The 14,290-nt window shown below is 50.4% G+C and carries 14 protein-coding genes; 8 read left to right on the plus strand and 6 right to left on the minus strand.

Annotation, left to right across the window (positions count from 1 at the left end; all coding sequences use genetic code 11):
- Nucleotides 1-34 precede the first annotated feature (34 nt).
- Both PGR23_RS15305 and PGR23_RS15310 read left to right on the plus strand, forming a co-directional pair.
- Nucleotides 35-709 carry a hypothetical protein gene (locus tag PGR23_RS15305; protein WP_196796339.1) on the plus strand — a complete coding sequence of 225 codons (675 nt, stop codon included), beginning with the start codon at nucleotides 35-37 and terminating at the stop codon, nucleotides 707-709.
- A 2-nt stretch (nucleotides 710-711) separates the two neighbouring features.
- Nucleotides 712-1,404 (plus strand): hypothetical protein, encoded by a 693-nt coding sequence (locus PGR23_RS15310; protein WP_047046589.1) that lies wholly within the window; start codon nucleotides 712-714, stop codon nucleotides 1,402-1,404.
- A gap of 54 nt (nucleotides 1,405-1,458) precedes the next feature.
- Here PGR23_RS15310 and PGR23_RS15315 read toward each other — a convergent pair whose 3' ends face one another.
- Entirely contained in the window at nucleotides 1,459-2,082 is a 624-nt protein-coding gene (locus tag PGR23_RS15315; RefSeq protein WP_080957264.1) for a DUF2272 domain-containing protein, read from the minus strand.
- A gap of 371 nt (nucleotides 2,083-2,453) precedes the next feature.
- Between PGR23_RS15315 and PGR23_RS15320 the strand changes: the two genes are divergently transcribed.
- Nucleotides 2,454-3,545: a malate/lactate/ureidoglycolate dehydrogenase gene (locus tag PGR23_RS15320; RefSeq protein ID WP_015705181.1), complete on the plus strand. Its 1,092-nt coding sequence runs from the start codon at nucleotides 2,454-2,456 to the stop codon at nucleotides 3,543-3,545.
- 244 nt (nucleotides 3,546-3,789) lie between these two features.
- Nucleotides 3,790-5,940 (plus strand): formate dehydrogenase subunit alpha, encoded by a 2,151-nt coding sequence (gene fdhF / locus PGR23_RS15325; protein WP_315710161.1) that lies wholly within the window; start codon nucleotides 3,790-3,792, stop codon nucleotides 5,938-5,940.
- Between the two features lie 220 nt (nucleotides 5,941-6,160).
- On the opposite strand, the gene PGR23_RS15330 is transcribed toward fdhF, so the two are convergent.
- Nucleotides 6,161-7,168 carry an AraC family transcriptional regulator gene (locus PGR23_RS15330; RefSeq protein ID WP_075052328.1) on the minus strand — a complete coding sequence of 336 codons (1,008 nt, stop codon included), beginning with the start codon at nucleotides 7,166-7,168 and terminating at the stop codon, nucleotides 6,161-6,163.
- 278 nt (nucleotides 7,169-7,446) lie between these two features.
- Between PGR23_RS15330 and PGR23_RS15335 the strand changes: the two genes are divergently transcribed.
- Nucleotides 7,447-9,048 (plus strand): aldehyde dehydrogenase family protein, encoded by a 1,602-nt coding sequence (locus tag PGR23_RS15335; RefSeq protein ID WP_396279739.1) that lies wholly within the window; start codon nucleotides 7,447-7,449, stop codon nucleotides 9,046-9,048.
- 357 nt (nucleotides 9,049-9,405) lie between these two features.
- Complete coding sequence (locus PGR23_RS15340) at nucleotides 9,406-9,849, plus strand: acetyltransferase (protein WP_315710157.1); 444 nt, start codon at nucleotides 9,406-9,408, stop codon at nucleotides 9,847-9,849.
- 19 nt (nucleotides 9,850-9,868) lie between these two features.
- On the opposite strand, the gene PGR23_RS15345 is transcribed toward PGR23_RS15340, so the two are convergent.
- From PGR23_RS15345 to PGR23_RS15355, 3 genes are all read right to left on the minus strand, one after another.
- Nucleotides 9,869-10,453 (minus strand): helix-turn-helix transcriptional regulator, encoded by a 585-nt coding sequence (locus tag PGR23_RS15345; RefSeq protein ID WP_063411099.1) that lies wholly within the window; start codon nucleotides 10,451-10,453, stop codon nucleotides 9,869-9,871.
- Nucleotides 10,454-10,776: 323 nt separating this feature from the next.
- Nucleotides 10,777-11,397 (minus strand): histidine phosphatase family protein, encoded by a 621-nt coding sequence (locus PGR23_RS15350; protein ID WP_071609823.1) that lies wholly within the window; start codon nucleotides 11,395-11,397, stop codon nucleotides 10,777-10,779.
- Nucleotides 11,398-11,649: 252 nt separating this feature from the next.
- Nucleotides 11,650-12,198 (minus strand): GNAT family N-acetyltransferase, encoded by a 549-nt coding sequence (locus PGR23_RS15355; RefSeq protein ID WP_315710154.1) that lies wholly within the window; start codon nucleotides 12,196-12,198, stop codon nucleotides 11,650-11,652.
- A gap of 338 nt (nucleotides 12,199-12,536) precedes the next feature.
- Here PGR23_RS15355 and PGR23_RS15360 point away from each other — a divergent pair, with 338 nt between their 5' ends.
- Both PGR23_RS15360 and PGR23_RS15365 read left to right on the plus strand, forming a co-directional pair.
- Nucleotides 12,537-12,893, plus strand: a complete 357-nt coding sequence (locus tag PGR23_RS15360) for an ASCH domain-containing protein (protein ID WP_161798772.1) — start codon at nucleotides 12,537-12,539, stop codon at nucleotides 12,891-12,893.
- 202 nt (nucleotides 12,894-13,095) lie between these two features.
- Nucleotides 13,096-13,314: a DUF7661 family protein gene (locus PGR23_RS15365; RefSeq protein ID WP_015366962.1), complete on the plus strand. Its 219-nt coding sequence runs from the start codon at nucleotides 13,096-13,098 to the stop codon at nucleotides 13,312-13,314.
- Between the two features lie 315 nt (nucleotides 13,315-13,629).
- Here PGR23_RS15365 and PGR23_RS15370 read toward each other — a convergent pair whose 3' ends face one another.
- Nucleotides 13,630-14,232: a TetR/AcrR family transcriptional regulator gene (locus tag PGR23_RS15370; RefSeq protein WP_015705172.1), complete on the minus strand. Its 603-nt coding sequence runs from the start codon at nucleotides 14,230-14,232 to the stop codon at nucleotides 13,630-13,632.
- Nucleotides 14,233-14,290: the final 58 nt, after the last annotated feature.

Consider the following 14,290-nt stretch of genomic DNA (forward strand, 5'->3'; position numbering starts at 1 on the left):
GTCATCTATCTCTATTTAAGCTGGAGCAAATCTCATGCCTATTATCGGTACACTTTATGTCGTCCATAAAGAGCACAAAATTCCGGTTGATATACACCTTGAAAATACTGAGGAAGGAGAGTATGTCTATTATACGGCGGATGCCAGTATTGATGCGGATGGCGCCAATGGGCAAAACGGTTTTCCCGCCGCTTACCAAATAAATGACCAGTTTAAGGAAATAGGCAGCGATCGTTTAGTTAACCTTAATTTAAAAATAGATTCCAATGGTGTATTCCACAAAATAAACCCTACAAGTGGAGTTAATGCCATCTTAGACGGCAATGGTCAACCAAAAATATTTCCGCAAGGAATTATTGCATCTAAAACATCATTACATTATCAACATATTTCATTAGATGACCCCAAAGCTTATATCGATGCAGCGACAGTTCTCTACATTGCCGTACCAATGATAGTGATCGCGCAAACAAAAGGCACAGTGATTGGATGCCAGGCGAGAGTAACATGGAAAGATAAATCTATAAATTGTGTGGTTGCAGATAGTAGCGGCAATGGTATTGGTGAATTAAGCATCGCTGCAGCAGAGGCGCTCGGGGTAGGCGGAAATCCGCTACATGGAGGAATTGATGAAATTGCCGTCAGGTATGAAATTTGGCCCGGTAAAGCCACTCCGGGATTCCCGTTACTCCCCACCAAGCATCATTAACTATGAAATACTGGTTGTTGTCCGGGTTATCAATGCTTATCTCCTGCAGCTCACCACTCCCGGTTCCGATTATTGATGCCGATAAAGAGTGTATTCAGAACGCTCGTACATGTCATAATTATGCCGATGGTCTAGATTCTTTTAAAAAGGTAGTTGGTGCATATAAAGCCTTCGCCATAAAATGGGAGCACGTTGCCGATACCAAAAAGTTGGAGTCGCAAACAGCAGATGAAATAACCTTTTACGGATTACTGGCCAGTGCTGTCGGACTAGCCACTAAATCCCCTGAGACGGTGATTGCCGGCGCGTCAGTGGGTGCGGCAGGTACCCTATACAGCAAGCGATACCGCCTTGAAGTGCAATCGCATAATTACGATTTGGCTTCTCAGGCGATGCAGTGTCTATATATGGCAACATTTCCTTTCAAAGACCGTAGGTTTCCTGATAACCATGCCATTCGTAACGCAGCACTGGACTCATTAACTAATGTCAGAGAGAAGTTAAGACAGTTGCAATATTCGATGGTACTCGGCACCCCCGATATTTCTGGTTTAATCGCCATTATTAACAACCCATATAAAATGCCACCCCCTGTCATTACAAAAAATAATAAAAATAGTGGCTCTAACATGTCTCAAGCGGAAACCGACGAGCTATTGAATGAAATGAAAAAATGCGAAACCAAACTGAACTAGGATATAAACCAGGAGAACATCATTGATGCTCTCCTGTCATTTACCTTAGCTCTATTATGAGTTTATTCTAATAATAGCTAAAAAAGGAGCATCATTCATGTTCAGTCCGCCATTACTTGTCAGATCATAGGTTGATGAAGCAACTGCATCGCTAACGTTTCCCCCTACAGCTAAAATCGTACCATTGTTAACCTCAATAACAATATCACTGTGAGAATCAAAATTATTACTATCGTCAACAAGAATGTTATTATAAAAAGAAATTGCACTATAGTAGGTTAATGGCTCATGATAATTGCCATTTGCATCAGGCCGTCTTTTACAAATGATATCGCCTACTTGCACCGGGGTAAGTTCTGGATCTAACAATGAAAATTTTGGATATTTCCCCGCATAGATATAGGCGCAATATTCGGAATGATACGATTTTAGTGGAAAATCATGGCCAGTATAGCCTATCTGTTTTATACAAAAACAAATAAAAGCAGCCGACCATGCATAAGGGCTCGTACCGTCCAAATCAGCACCTATAGATTGCCAGTATTGATGAACAATAGGCGAGAACTTAGCCTGTGACTCCAAATGTTGGGATTTTAAATTCGGCGTTCCTGGGTAGGTTCCCCATCTATCCCACTCATTAATAACAACCTTAGATAATTGCTGTGCAGAAATCGGCATAATAAACCTCTATATGATAAAGTAGAATATCATTAATGTTAGTTTTCCATGCTATTAAGAAAATACTCTGGCATATTTATTGGTATGCAGGCGAATGCCTGGTGCGCATTTAATGCGTCACAAATATAACTCTAGATATAAAGCCTCAAGAAATAAAGGCGGTATCGCTATTTACTATCTTCTCTAAATAACACTTTGCTAAGAAGATCGTATCCATATGATATATCGGTTATTTTTTACACGAACAAGCATACCGATTTATTATGTCTAAACCTAAATTCTACTGCTAGCTCCTTGATCTTCTGCGCCTTGCGGCGCAGCATGGAACGGCAAACGCAACAAAACAACAACATACATCGAGGAGACTATCCGTGCCTACAGGACATCGATTTCGCCCCACGGAGCTACACCACTTCGTCACTACCCTGTTCACGCAACTGGGCAGTACGCCAACCGAAGCCGCGCTGGTCGCAGACCACCTGATCGCCGCCAACCTTGCCGGACACGATTCCCACGGCGTCGGCATGATCCCGAGCTACGTAAAATCCCATAGCGAAGGTTTTTTGCAACTTAACCGCCATGCCAGCGTGATGAAAGACGCCGGCGCCGTCGTCACCCTCGACGGCAACGCCGGTTTTGGCCAGGTCGTTGCCCATGAAGCCATGCAGTTGGGGATTGAAAAAGCCAAACAGCACGGCCTCGCCGCCGTGGCGCTGCGCAATGCTCACCATATCGGGCGCATCGGTTACTGGGCGGAACAATGCGCGGCGCAGGGGTTAATATCCATTCATTTCGTTAGCGTCGTCGGCGACCCGATGGTGGCGCCATTTCGCGGCAAAGATAGTCGCTTCGGCACTAACCCACTCTGCGTGGTCTTCCCGCGTGAAGGCCATCCGCCGCTGCTGCTCGATTACGCCACCAGCGCCATCGCTTTTGGCAAAACCCGCGTCGCATGGCATAAAGGCGAAGCGGTGCCTGCCGGCTCATTGATTGACTCTCGCGGCGAACCGACCACCGATCCGGCGGTGATGCAGACCTCGCCGCTTGGCGCCCTGCTCACTTTTGCTCAACATAAAGGCTATGCCCTGGCGACGCTCTGCGAAGTACTCGGCGGTGCGGTCTCAGGCGGGCAAACGACCCATCAGGACAGCCTGCAGGGCTGCGTCGACGCCATCTTCAACTGCATGACTACCATTATTCTCAGCCCTGAAGCCTTCGATGCGCCGCAGATGCAGCGCGAAACCGAGGCCTTTATCGACTGGTGTAAACAGTCGCCGCATGATGCCGATACGCCTATTCTGGCGCCTGGAGAGTGGGAAGCGGCCAATCGTCAGCAGCGGTTGGCAAACGGTATTCCGCTCGATGCCAGTAGCTGGCAGGCGATCTGCGCCGCCGCGCGGCAGGCCGGCATGTCGCAAGAGACGCTGAACCAACTGCAGCAAAATATGGAAGTTAACGCTTAACCTCAGTCCCCGCGGGGCGATCGTCAGCTACGGCGTCCCGCGTCATCGTCACTTGTGACGACGTCAGTGATTTTCCCACGTCTTCATCACCTTCATCCCGCGTCATCAGCGCTATTTTCACTTTGGCACGCATTATGCAATCGATTTGCATCGCACGACGTTCGATGTCGCGCGTTTGCTGACGGTAGCCTGCCGGGCCCGGCGCGCTATCGCCCTATCTTCACTGTTAACAGGTCTGTTACTGATGAATAAAATTACCAGCGTGTGCCCCTATTGCGGGGCGGGTTGTAAACTCAAATTGGTTGTCGAAAATGATAAAATCATTCGCGCCGAAGCCGCCGACGGCGTCACCAATCAAAACCAGCTATGCCTGAAAGGCTACTACGGCTGGGATTTCCTCAATGACACGCAGCTTCTCACGCCTCGCCTCAAGCAACCGATGATTCGTTATCAGAAAGGCGGCCCGTTCACCCCGGTCAGCTGGGAAGAAGCGATTCGCTACACCGCCGCTAAGCTCAGCGAGATCAAAGCCAAGTACGGGCCGCGCGCCATCATGACCACCGGATCGTCCCGCGGCACCGGTAACGAAACCAACTATGTGATGCAGAAATTCGCCCGAGCGGTACTCAATACCAATAACGTCGACTGTTGCGCCCGCGTTTGCCACGGGCCGTCGGTCGCCGGGCTGCAGGCTTCACTCGGCAATGGCGCGATGAGTAACTCAATAAGCGATATCGAGAACTCAAAATGCCTGCTGGTCTTTGGCTACAACTGTGCCGATTCTCATCCTATCGTGGCGCGACGGGTGCTCAAAGCCCGCGATAACGGCGCGAAAATCATCGTCTGCGATCCGCGGCGCATTGAAACCGCCCGCATCGCCGACCAGCATCTGCAACTCAACAACGGCAGCAATATGGCGCTGGTCAACGCCTTCGCCCATGTCCTGCTGGAGGAAGATCTCTACAACCACGATTACGTTGAGCGTTATACCGAAGGGCTGGAGGCCTACCGCGAAGCGGTGAAAGACTACTCTCCCGAAGCCGTGGAAGCACTGGTCGGCGTCCCGGCGCTGGCTATCCGGCGGGCGATGCGCACCTTCGCCGCCGCCCCTTCCGCCACCATTATGTGGGGAATGGGCGTAACCCAATTCGGCCAGGCGGTTGATGTCGTTCGTGGTCTCGCCAGCCTCGCGCTGCTGACCGGTAACCTCGGAAGGCCTAACGTCGGCGTCGGCCCGGTTCGCGGACAAAATAACGTTCAGGGCGCCTGCGACATGGGCGTATTACCCAACCAGTTCCCGGGCTATCAGGATGTCACCGACGCCGCGGTTCGCGTCAAATTCGCCAATGCCTGGGGCATCGATCCGGCGCTGATGGATACGCAAATCGGCACTCGTATCACCGAAGTCCCGCATAAAGCGCTGGCGGGAGAAATCAAAGCCTACTACATCATGGGCGAGGATCCGCTGCAAACCGAGGCTGACCTGGGTCTGGTACGCAAAGGGATGGAGGCGCTGGATTTCGTGGTGGTGCAGGATATCTTTATGACCAAAACGGCGGAAGTGGCTGACGTACTGCTGCCGGCGACGTCCTGGGGTGAGCACGGCGGCGTCTTTACCTGCGCCGACCGCGGCTTCCAGCGTTTCGAGCAGGCTATTCCGCCCACAGGTAACGTGAAACGCGATTGGGAAATTATCAGCCTACTGGCCAGCGAGATGGGCTATCCAATGCATTACGCCAGTAACCAGCAAATCTGGGATGAAATGCGCGAACTCTGCCCGCTGTTCTACGGCGTAACCTGGGAGAAAATGGGCGATATGGGCCACGTGCAGTGGCCGTGCCCGACGCTCGATCACCCCGGTACGCCGTGGTTGTATCAGGATAATCACTTTGATACCCCATCGGGCAAAGGGCAACTGTTCGCCGCGCCGTGGCGCGCGCCGGCGGAAACGCCGGACGATGATTTCCCGCTGGTGCTCTGCACGGTGCGCGAAGTCGGACATTACTCCTGCCGTTCAATGACCGGCAACTGCGCCGCGCTGCAGTCGCTGGCGGACGAACCGGGCCGGATACAGATGCACCCAGCCGATGCCGAGCGGGCAGGTATCGCCGATCGTCAGCTGGTATGGGTGAGTTCGCGGCGCGGCAAAGTGATGACTCGCGCCGATCTCAGCGAGCGTATCAACCCCGGCGCGGTGTACATGACCTACCAGTGGTGGGTCGGCGCCTGTAATGAGCTGACCCAGGATAATCTGGATCCTATCTCGAAAACGCCGGAAACCAAGTACTGCGCGGTGAAGGTCGAGGCCATTGCCGACCAGGACTGGGCGGAACGGTACGCCTGGACGACCTATAGTCTGATGAAGGCGCGGTTAAAGGCGGCGGCTAACGCCTGAGGGTGAATTCAGGGGGAGGCTTAGCTTCTCCCTGGAATCTGACGCTGTCTGGATTGACATCAAAATAGGCCTTCTTTGGCAGGACGACTTTGTGAAAATCTTTTGTACCGCTCAGGGACCTGCCAGCAGGGACTGAAGTATATAGCCGCCCACCAGCCCTGTGGCGCCAGCAAGCAGGACTTTCCGTTGTTCGGTAAGTTTAGACATGGTGTGTTTTTCCTCAATTCAAGCGCATGGCATGACGGACGCTGTCAGGTGTTTTTCCAGTCCACCCCTGGAATGCGCGATAAAAGGAATTGGGATCTTCGAATCCAAGGAGGAAAGCGATCTCTGCGCCGGACATCGTGGTATTTGCCAGATAATGTCGGGCAAGGCTCTCCCGCACCATATTGACCAGGGCGCGAAAGTTTTCCCCCTCCTCCTCAAGCCGACGTTGAAGCGTACGCTTGCTCAAACCCAGTCGTTCCGCGGCCTTCTCAATGGTAGCCGCGTTACCAGGCAACAGCTCAAGTAAGACAGCACGCACGCGTTCCGCCGTCGACGCCGTCGAATCAAGTTCACTGAGCCGTCGACGAAGATCGGGTTCGAACGCGTGAAACATGCTTTCGTTGACCGTGAGGAATGGACGCAAAGCATCCACAGCGGCGAAAGCGATTGCTGGATACTCTCCCTTTTGCACAGGTACGCCGAAGAAATTCTCGTAACGCCGGAGATAACGACTGGACGGAAGTTCCGGCAGGATAACGCGATGCGCCTTAATGTGCTCACGGGTAGCCAGTCTGGCTAGTCGCACGAAAAACGCAATCTCGGCCACTTGCAGCGAGTGAGGTACCGCGGTTTGTATCGACAACCAGCGAGGCGTCACGACCAGCTCGCCTGCGTCACCCGTATTGACTTCCAGGCTCATGGGCGCCACAAGTTGCTTGTATTTGGCGAGGCGCTGCATAGCCTGTACCAGATTCGTGCTGCACAGGGCAGCGAACAGCGGTGGGTTGAAAGAATCAGCCGAGAGAGTCTCGACGAGGCGTAAGGGAAACATGGCATCACTTGCCTCAGCCTCTAAAGCGCGCCAGAAACGAAAATAGTCTTCGCCAGAAAGCCCCTGTCTTGTACGGGAGAGTAAATCGTCTGGAAGGCCGGCCCGGCGTAATACATGGCCAGGCTGAACACCTAAGTCCTTCAGTATTGCCAGCCAGCCAATATCCATGGGAAAAGTTTTGTTTTGCACCTTCAGCACTCCGTCACTATTGCTCATTCAACCGACGCTCAGAGTATAGAGCAGTCGTGCGCTTAACCCCCGTCAAACCGCGCCACAATGACTGCACGTTGCGCCAACCTGTAACATCCGCGACTCACTCCCTGTGCTGGCATCTCTCGCATTAAAATTGGCGCGGATTGCCAGAGCGTTGTCGCGGCTTGCTTCCTATAGTGAGATGAAAACATCACACCAGCCAGGACACGTTCCACCAGTCCTGACGGTCCAATCTGAACAATAGAGAAATCCCAATGAATGCTACCGAAGCTATCGACCAACTGGATCCCCAAAAATGGACTACAACATCTCCCGCAGAACGTTTGCATCTGCTGGAGGAAATCCGTGCAAACCTGAAGAAGTACGGTGATGACCTCGCCTTCGCCGACAGCAAGATGAAGAATGGCATCCTCGGTGCGCCTCTTTTTTCATACCCAATGTCAAAGGTTGCTACCGTCGTTCCTATGGCGACTACCGTCTTGGCAGCCATCATCCTTTATGAATCCATTCTCGACGGCAAGATGCCACAGCCGCTGAGCGTGGAAAAAGTGAGTGAGGATCTCTACGACATTTATGTCTTTCCGCAGGAGCGGAAGGACAAGTTGATGTACGCGGATCAGAAGAGTCGCATCCGTGTGAAAGGCGCACCGAAACAAATCAATCCGATGGAAAAGCCCGCGGGTATTATTGCCGTGCTGGGTGCCGGCAACTACAGCTCAGCGCTCGAGGTGTTGAAAGCGATCTTCTTCGAGAACTGTACAGTCGTACACAAACCGCATCACCTGAACGAAGAAACCGACAGGATTTGGGCGAAGATCATGCAGCCGCTGATCGATCGGCGCGTTCTGAGCTTCTGCGATGCCGATCGGGGACAAGACCTGACAGTAGATCCCCGCCTCTCCCGGATCTACTTTACAGGTGGAACCGCAACGGCCGAGGCTATCATGTCAGCGACAGAGACGCCGCTTATCTCCGAATGCGGCGGCAATAACCCATGCATCATCGTGCCGGGCGACCGGCCATGGACAAAGAAGGAAATTGAGCATCAGGCAGTGCAGATAGCCACCATGGCAAAGTTCAATGGTGGCGCGAACTGCGGTCGTCCCCAGACTCTGGTGACAAGCAAACACTGGCCGCAGCGCAAGGAATTCCTCGACGCGCTGCGGGTCGCTATCTCGGAGACTACTCCGGCCATGGGTATGTACTACCCCGGCGCCGACAAGGTCGTGGATGGTTTTCGACAGGCCTATCCCGATGCGGTAGTACTGAGCCCCGAGGGCGGCAAGTATCCGCATTCCGACGTCATATTACTAACAGACGTTGAGCCCGGTGGCTACGCCACTTCACATGAAGCGTTCAGCCTGGTGCTCGCTGAGGTGCCGCTAGATCTGCCAGCCAATGCCGCGCACTTCCTCCCCGGCGCCGTCAAGTTCGCCAACACCCAGCTCCTGGGCACGCTCGCCAGTGCGATACTTATCGATGAGGACACCAGAAAGGCCCATCAGAAATTACTCGAGCAAGCGGTGTCTGACCTGGAATATGGTGCGGTCGCCATCAACAGCATGCCGTCCTTCATTTTTCTCAACCCCTATCTTACCTGGGGTGGAAATGAGGCAGGCAAGACGTTCGTTTCTGGTCGCGGCAACTTTGGCAACCTACTCAATTACGAGAACGTTGAGAAATCGATCATGGAGGCAAAGTTTATGTCACCAGGGCACATGCTGTACACCAACAAGCGAGCATTCGACAATATGGCTGGAAACATGGCGAATTTCGCAGTCGAGCCTACCTGGATGAACCTGACCTGTCTGATGGGGGACGCCATCCGCGATAGCTTCCGTAAAAAAGATTTCTGAGTCAGTAGAACGCATCGGCCTGAAAGGCCTTATCCATTGCCCTTTACTCGACTATCTTGTAGCGAGTCTGCTTCATAGCCGGGGCAGTGACTACGACCTTGAGGACATGCATAGGGTGAGCTCCACAACAATAAATCGGAACTCATCGCGGCTTTCCATACGCTCGAACGGCTTGTACGCCATTTCGAGCGCTATCTGGCCAGAGCCGGTCGTGGCATTCTGCACCTGAAAGTGAGTCTAGCAACGATAGACATGGCGACATCATCACTATTGTGAATTTAATTACACCATAGTAAATTAATGGGGTTATTTTTGTAGGTAATTACCCCAAACCATGTCCACTTTAAGGAAAATAAAATGATAAAAATCAGAATGTCACGACCTTCTGAAGCGGAAGACATCATCCAAATTTGGAAAAGTTCTGTAGATGCTACGCATGATTTTCTGACAACACATGACCGGCAAGAGATCGAAAAAGAGGTGGTCGGTTTTTTTTCAGAAACCCCTGTATGGGTAGCGACAAATGATGAAGACCAGCCACTCGGATTTATGTTTTTACATGATGGTCATCTGGAGGCGCTGTTCGTAGATGCTGCTGCTCGCGGGTTTGGCGTCGGCAAACTGTTGATATCCCATGCCCTTGCTCTTCATCCTGATTTAAGCGTCGACGTCAATGAACAAAACCAACAGGCCGTCGGGTTTTATCAACATATGGGCTTCCAGGTTTCAGGGCGCTCCGGGCAGGATAGTCAGGGAAGACCTTATCCCCTGCTGCACCTGCGTAAAGGGAATGGCGTCTAACCGTTTGCCAGGGGAAATATCATCTGTTTTTTTGGCTAAACGCAACGATGTATGTACAGCTCTGTTCGCTATCCGGGTTAGTCATTTGGCACTCGCCTGCAAAGGTAAGAGCAAGACAATCACCCGCTTGCAAATGATGAGTCTGATGATTGACCCTAAAATCAAGGTTGCCGCTCAGCATCCAAAGTGTTTGCCCGCAAAGATGCTCAATAGCGGAGGCGGGGATCGTCAGTTGACCCATTGCAGGGATTTCAACTTTTATCAGTTCCGGACTGGCGCCCGCCGGAGACAATGTCCAACGAATAATGCCTGATTGTTCATCTCTCCAATGCTGCTGCTGGTGAGCGAAACGAACCAGCGAATTCTGATGTTCCTCAAGCTCGGCGAAAAGTTTTGATAGCGTAATATTCATGGCGTTGGCTAACCGACTTAGGATAGTCGCGCTGGGGCTGGAGACGCCTCGTTCAATCTTACTAATCATCGCCTGGCTGACGCCTGAGCGTTGAGCAAGTTCCGTTACCGTCCAGTTACGAGCTTTCCTGTGCTTTAGTAATAACTGTGCAATGTCGCTATCTACTATCTGATTTTTCTCTGTTTTATCCATTTCACCCTCACTTTCGCCAGCCTGATTATGCCATTACCTCAATTAGGCTGGAATCATTGATTGTGTCAGTGTGAAAAAGTCAGGTTTCAATGGATGGACAATTATCTTTAGCACCCACGTCATCAGAAGAGCATGAGTTTGCGATGCGCACTCCCGGCACAACGCGGATAAGTTAATCCGAGTTCTTCGTTTCATAGCAACGTCCCCCCCTTGATTAAGGATAGCGTTGCATCGACCCGTTGAACTCACAGCGAGGTGTGAACATTGTGCTTAAATAATGATGACTCTGGCAGGATGGGTTTTCAATGCCTGGAAGGTAGCCACTAATTCAGGTGACGTAAATGTGTAGCAATCCCCCACTTTAGGCCAATACATTTTCCATTAATCAGGTCGATAACAGAATAACTTGCATTGGGATGAGCATAGCGAGGGAAACTATCGACAGTCCCTTCTTTAAGAATTGCCAGAGTGCCCTGACTGACATGCCCGTGAGACACAATACATATTGTTTGTTGATGTGATGAGGTATCTTCCAGGTTTTGTAAAAAACGCATAACTCGCTGAGAAGCATGCGCCAGTGACTCCCCCCCTGGTGGACAATACTCTGCATCAAGCCTGAATAATGCATTTGCATAGTTTGGATGTTTTTGTCTGAGTAGTTCTAACGGCATACCTTCAAACTGACCAAAGGCCTGCTCTTTAAGGGCCGGTTCAGCCGTCAGTGAACAATGAAAGTGTTCAGCCAGGCTTTGCCCCATTTGCCAGGCACGCCCAAGCGGAGAAGCGTAAATACGCTCTATTTGATACTCACTTGCACTAAACGCTGCTAGTAGGAGGGATGTTTCACGCAAACCCCGACAGGTCAAGGAGCTATCGCTGTGCCCCTGAATAATTCCTTCCCAATTCCACTCTGTTTCTGCGTGTCGAACAAGTATCAATTTCATCGTTAGCTGGCCATGCTCGTTGTTGATCAAAATGTCCCAACTGCGCGATGTCAAACACACACCGTTGAAGCAGCGGAAGGCTTTCCTGTTGTGGAAATAATGAACAAGTGTAGCTTATTGCCGTTATGCAGCGGCTCTGGGTGTGGGGCGCTGAATTTTATCCGTAGTTAACTTCCGCTTTTGGCACATAGCGGACGTGTTAACGAAGCTGAAGGTCCGCTGGGAGCGCTTAGCGGACATGCCATCAGCTTATCAGCCACCTTTACGAGCATTCCATTCATCACGTGTGATTTCCCATAGCTCGGAATCCAGCAGACCGCTGACATATGCTTTCTTTTCAGTCCTAATGAGCCGCATGCCACTGCTTTGTGAGATACGTTTGGAGCGGTTATTGAGAGCCGCTTTCGGCGCACGCAATATAGTCTTATTTAAGGAATTGAACCAATAATCTGTAGCTGCGTTACAGGCCTCACGCATAAAACCTTTGCCCTGATGCTCCGGAGATAACCAAAATCCTCGGTTGTTATCCTCAACATCATAAAGACAGATTAAACCTACCATGTTGTCAGGTGTTTCACGATGCCTAATAGTCCAGAACCAGGCGATTCCATTTGCTATATCAGGCAAGGCAACGTTATTGACATAATTCTCGGCGCCATTATCCGGATAGGGCCACGGTACTGATGAGACCATGTACCGAACAATCTCCCAGCGAGGATAAAGTATCTGAATTTGTGAGGCATCTTCTGAGGATAATGGTTTTAACAGTAAGCGTTCTGTATAGAGAATAGGTATTGGCATCAGCACTTTTCCTTCCTGAACTTAGTGTCTATTACTATTTAAGCCATTAAATAGCTATCTCAATGTATCTTGATGTACAGAAAATATCTATACAATAGGAGGCGCGGTTAACAAGCAGTCAGGGGCAGTTTTTGGCACTGCGCGGATGAACCAACTGAGTTTAAGCTCCAGTCTGAGCGAAGAGCAAACCACACTATCTGAGGTAACGTATTACTGTTAATGGTGACCCCATTAACGCTAATACTATTATTACTTTTTTCATCAACGGTTAGGCAGATGCATTAATGGTTAAGCTTAGGGAAATAGAAATGAAATATCCAGGCGCAGGGGCCTGGCAAATGGGAGACAGTCCAGAACTGGCAAGCGAGCTTGCTAACCTTATTAAAAAAGGAATCAAAACGGCCTCTTGTGGATCTTTTGCCTCTTACCAACAGGAAGAATCTGCTCCGAGGATTGGCAGCTATAACATAATTCTTGATGGACAGAATGTCCCGGTATGCGTGATCCGGCTGGTTTCGCTACAATTGGTGCGTTTTTGCGATATTAATGAGGAGTTCGCTCGCAAAGAGGGTGAAGGCGATTTAAGTCTTGAATACTGGAAGAAAGAGCATCAGCGATTTTTCATCCGTGAAGGTCATTTTTCTGAGGATATGGAGTTGATCGCAGAAGAATTCGAAGTGGTTGAGGTGCTGTAATCGGAGATAAAATTGCTGATGTTTATCTATCACCCTTTTCATAAACGTCCGCTCCTGGCACGAAGCGGTCAGCATACAGGATCACCAGAACTGTCATGACAAAAGAAGATCTTGTCCTCTAACGAATGCAGGATTTATTCTCTGCCTTTCTTATTCGAAGTAATATAACGTGTGGTTTGATTGACATTACTGGAGGTATAACATGTTGGTTTATAATGTCTTTGGTCGATACCTTGGCATTCTGCGTAAGAATGAGTGCTGGTTGGTTTTTCGAGTAGATCTGACAGAAAGAAAGTATTCCCGTATCTATGACGTTGTTATTCCAGATGATCTGGCAGAAGATGAAATTGCAGGCTGGTTAGATGATATTTTCCATGAAGCTGCAACCGAACGTCATCCAGATGTTAAACGCATCGAATAATTAATTGATCAAATTATCAATATCCGCTTCTGGCGCGACGCGGACTGCCTGAATAGCCGTACGATCTCTATGAATGAAAGGTGGAGTTTAGCTTCTCGGGCCTGTTTATACACAATCGGGCTGGCTGTATTGTAACGTCCGAAAAATCTGGTAAAACATTGCTACACAAAATTCTTTACTATCAAGATTCGTGAAGGCCGTATTGAACCGGCCTTATGTGATTTTCAGACTGAATTACTGACCCGAGAGAATCGAAGCCGGAACAAGCGGCACGGAGCTCAACTTATTAACGAACCTTCAGGTTGAGAATGGAGGTTATGGGTGCTTGCCCTCTTCCAGCAGGCCATTTACCAGCAGGGTGAAAACCTGAATCGCTTTTGGTAAAGCATGCTGCGGATCTTCACTGGCAGCCACCCACTGAGCGGCATTCAGTGCAGCTCCATTTAGCAGCCAGGCGGTAGCATCCACATCTACCGGCTTGATTAAGCCGCGTTCAATCAGATCTGAAATGCTCTCTCGGGTGGCGTCAAGGCAGTTGTTCTGACTCGGCCATTTCGTAGGATCGCCAAGAAAAGCCGGGCCATCAAGCAGAACGATACGCCGGACTTCTTCATCCAGAGCCATTCTGATATAGGCTATCCCTTCAGCCAGAAGCTTTTGCTGGTCATCCCTGAACTGTGTCGCTGCACTCTTGGCACTTTGTGCCATTTCTGAGTCAATCTGGGCAACCACAGCGGCAAGCAACCCTTTTTTGTCCCCAAAATTATGGTACAGAGCCCCACGCGTCAGGCCAACGCTGGCAGTCAAATCATCCATTGATGCTGCTGCAAACCCTTTTTCGGCAAAGGCTTTTCGTGCGGCTGTAATCAACTTCGTGCGGGTTTCTTCCATCGTTTCGGCGCGGCGTTTGGCAGCCATGCGGACTCCTTGCAATATACGCAGCGTATGAAATTTGACATACGCCGCGTATGTGTGG

The organism is Klebsiella sp. 141162 (assembly GCF_050600755.1).
GTDB lineage: Bacteria > Pseudomonadota > Gammaproteobacteria > Enterobacterales > Enterobacteriaceae > Klebsiella > Klebsiella aerogenes.

Excerpts from the sequence above, each read along its gene's own strand:
- PGR23_RS15305 (WP_196796339.1), top strand. The coding sequence starts at position 35 with ATGCCTATTATCGGTACACTTTATGTCGTCCATAAAGAGCACAAAATT.
- PGR23_RS15310 (WP_047046589.1), top strand. The coding sequence starts at position 712 with ATGAAATACTGGTTGTTGTCCGGGTTATCAATGCTTATCTCCTGCAGC.
- PGR23_RS15315 (WP_080957264.1), bottom strand. The coding sequence starts at position 2,082 with ATGCCGATTTCTGCACAGCAATTATCTAAGGTTGTTATTAATGAGTGG.
- fdhF (WP_315710161.1), top strand. The coding sequence starts at position 3,790 with ATGAATAAAATTACCAGCGTGTGCCCCTATTGCGGGGCGGGTTGTAAA.
- PGR23_RS15335 (WP_396279739.1), top strand. The coding sequence starts at position 7,447 with ATGAATGCTACCGAAGCTATCGACCAACTGGATCCCCAAAAATGGACT.
- PGR23_RS15340 (WP_315710157.1), top strand. The coding sequence starts at position 9,406 with ATGATAAAAATCAGAATGTCACGACCTTCTGAAGCGGAAGACATCATC.
- PGR23_RS15345 (WP_063411099.1), bottom strand. The coding sequence starts at position 10,453 with ATGGATAAAACAGAGAAAAATCAGATAGTAGATAGCGACATTGCACAG.
- PGR23_RS15350 (WP_071609823.1), bottom strand. The coding sequence starts at position 11,397 with ATGAAATTGATACTTGTTCGACACGCAGAAACAGAGTGGAATTGGGAA.
- PGR23_RS15355 (WP_315710154.1), bottom strand. The coding sequence starts at position 12,198 with ATGCCAATACCTATTCTCTATACAGAACGCTTACTGTTAAAACCATTA.
- PGR23_RS15360 (WP_161798772.1), top strand. The coding sequence starts at position 12,537 with ATGGGAGACAGTCCAGAACTGGCAAGCGAGCTTGCTAACCTTATTAAA.
- PGR23_RS15365 (WP_015366962.1), top strand. The coding sequence starts at position 13,096 with ATGTTGGTTTATAATGTCTTTGGTCGATACCTTGGCATTCTGCGTAAG.
- PGR23_RS15370 (WP_015705172.1), bottom strand. The coding sequence starts at position 14,232 with ATGGCTGCCAAACGCCGCGCCGAAACGATGGAAGAAACCCGCACGAAG.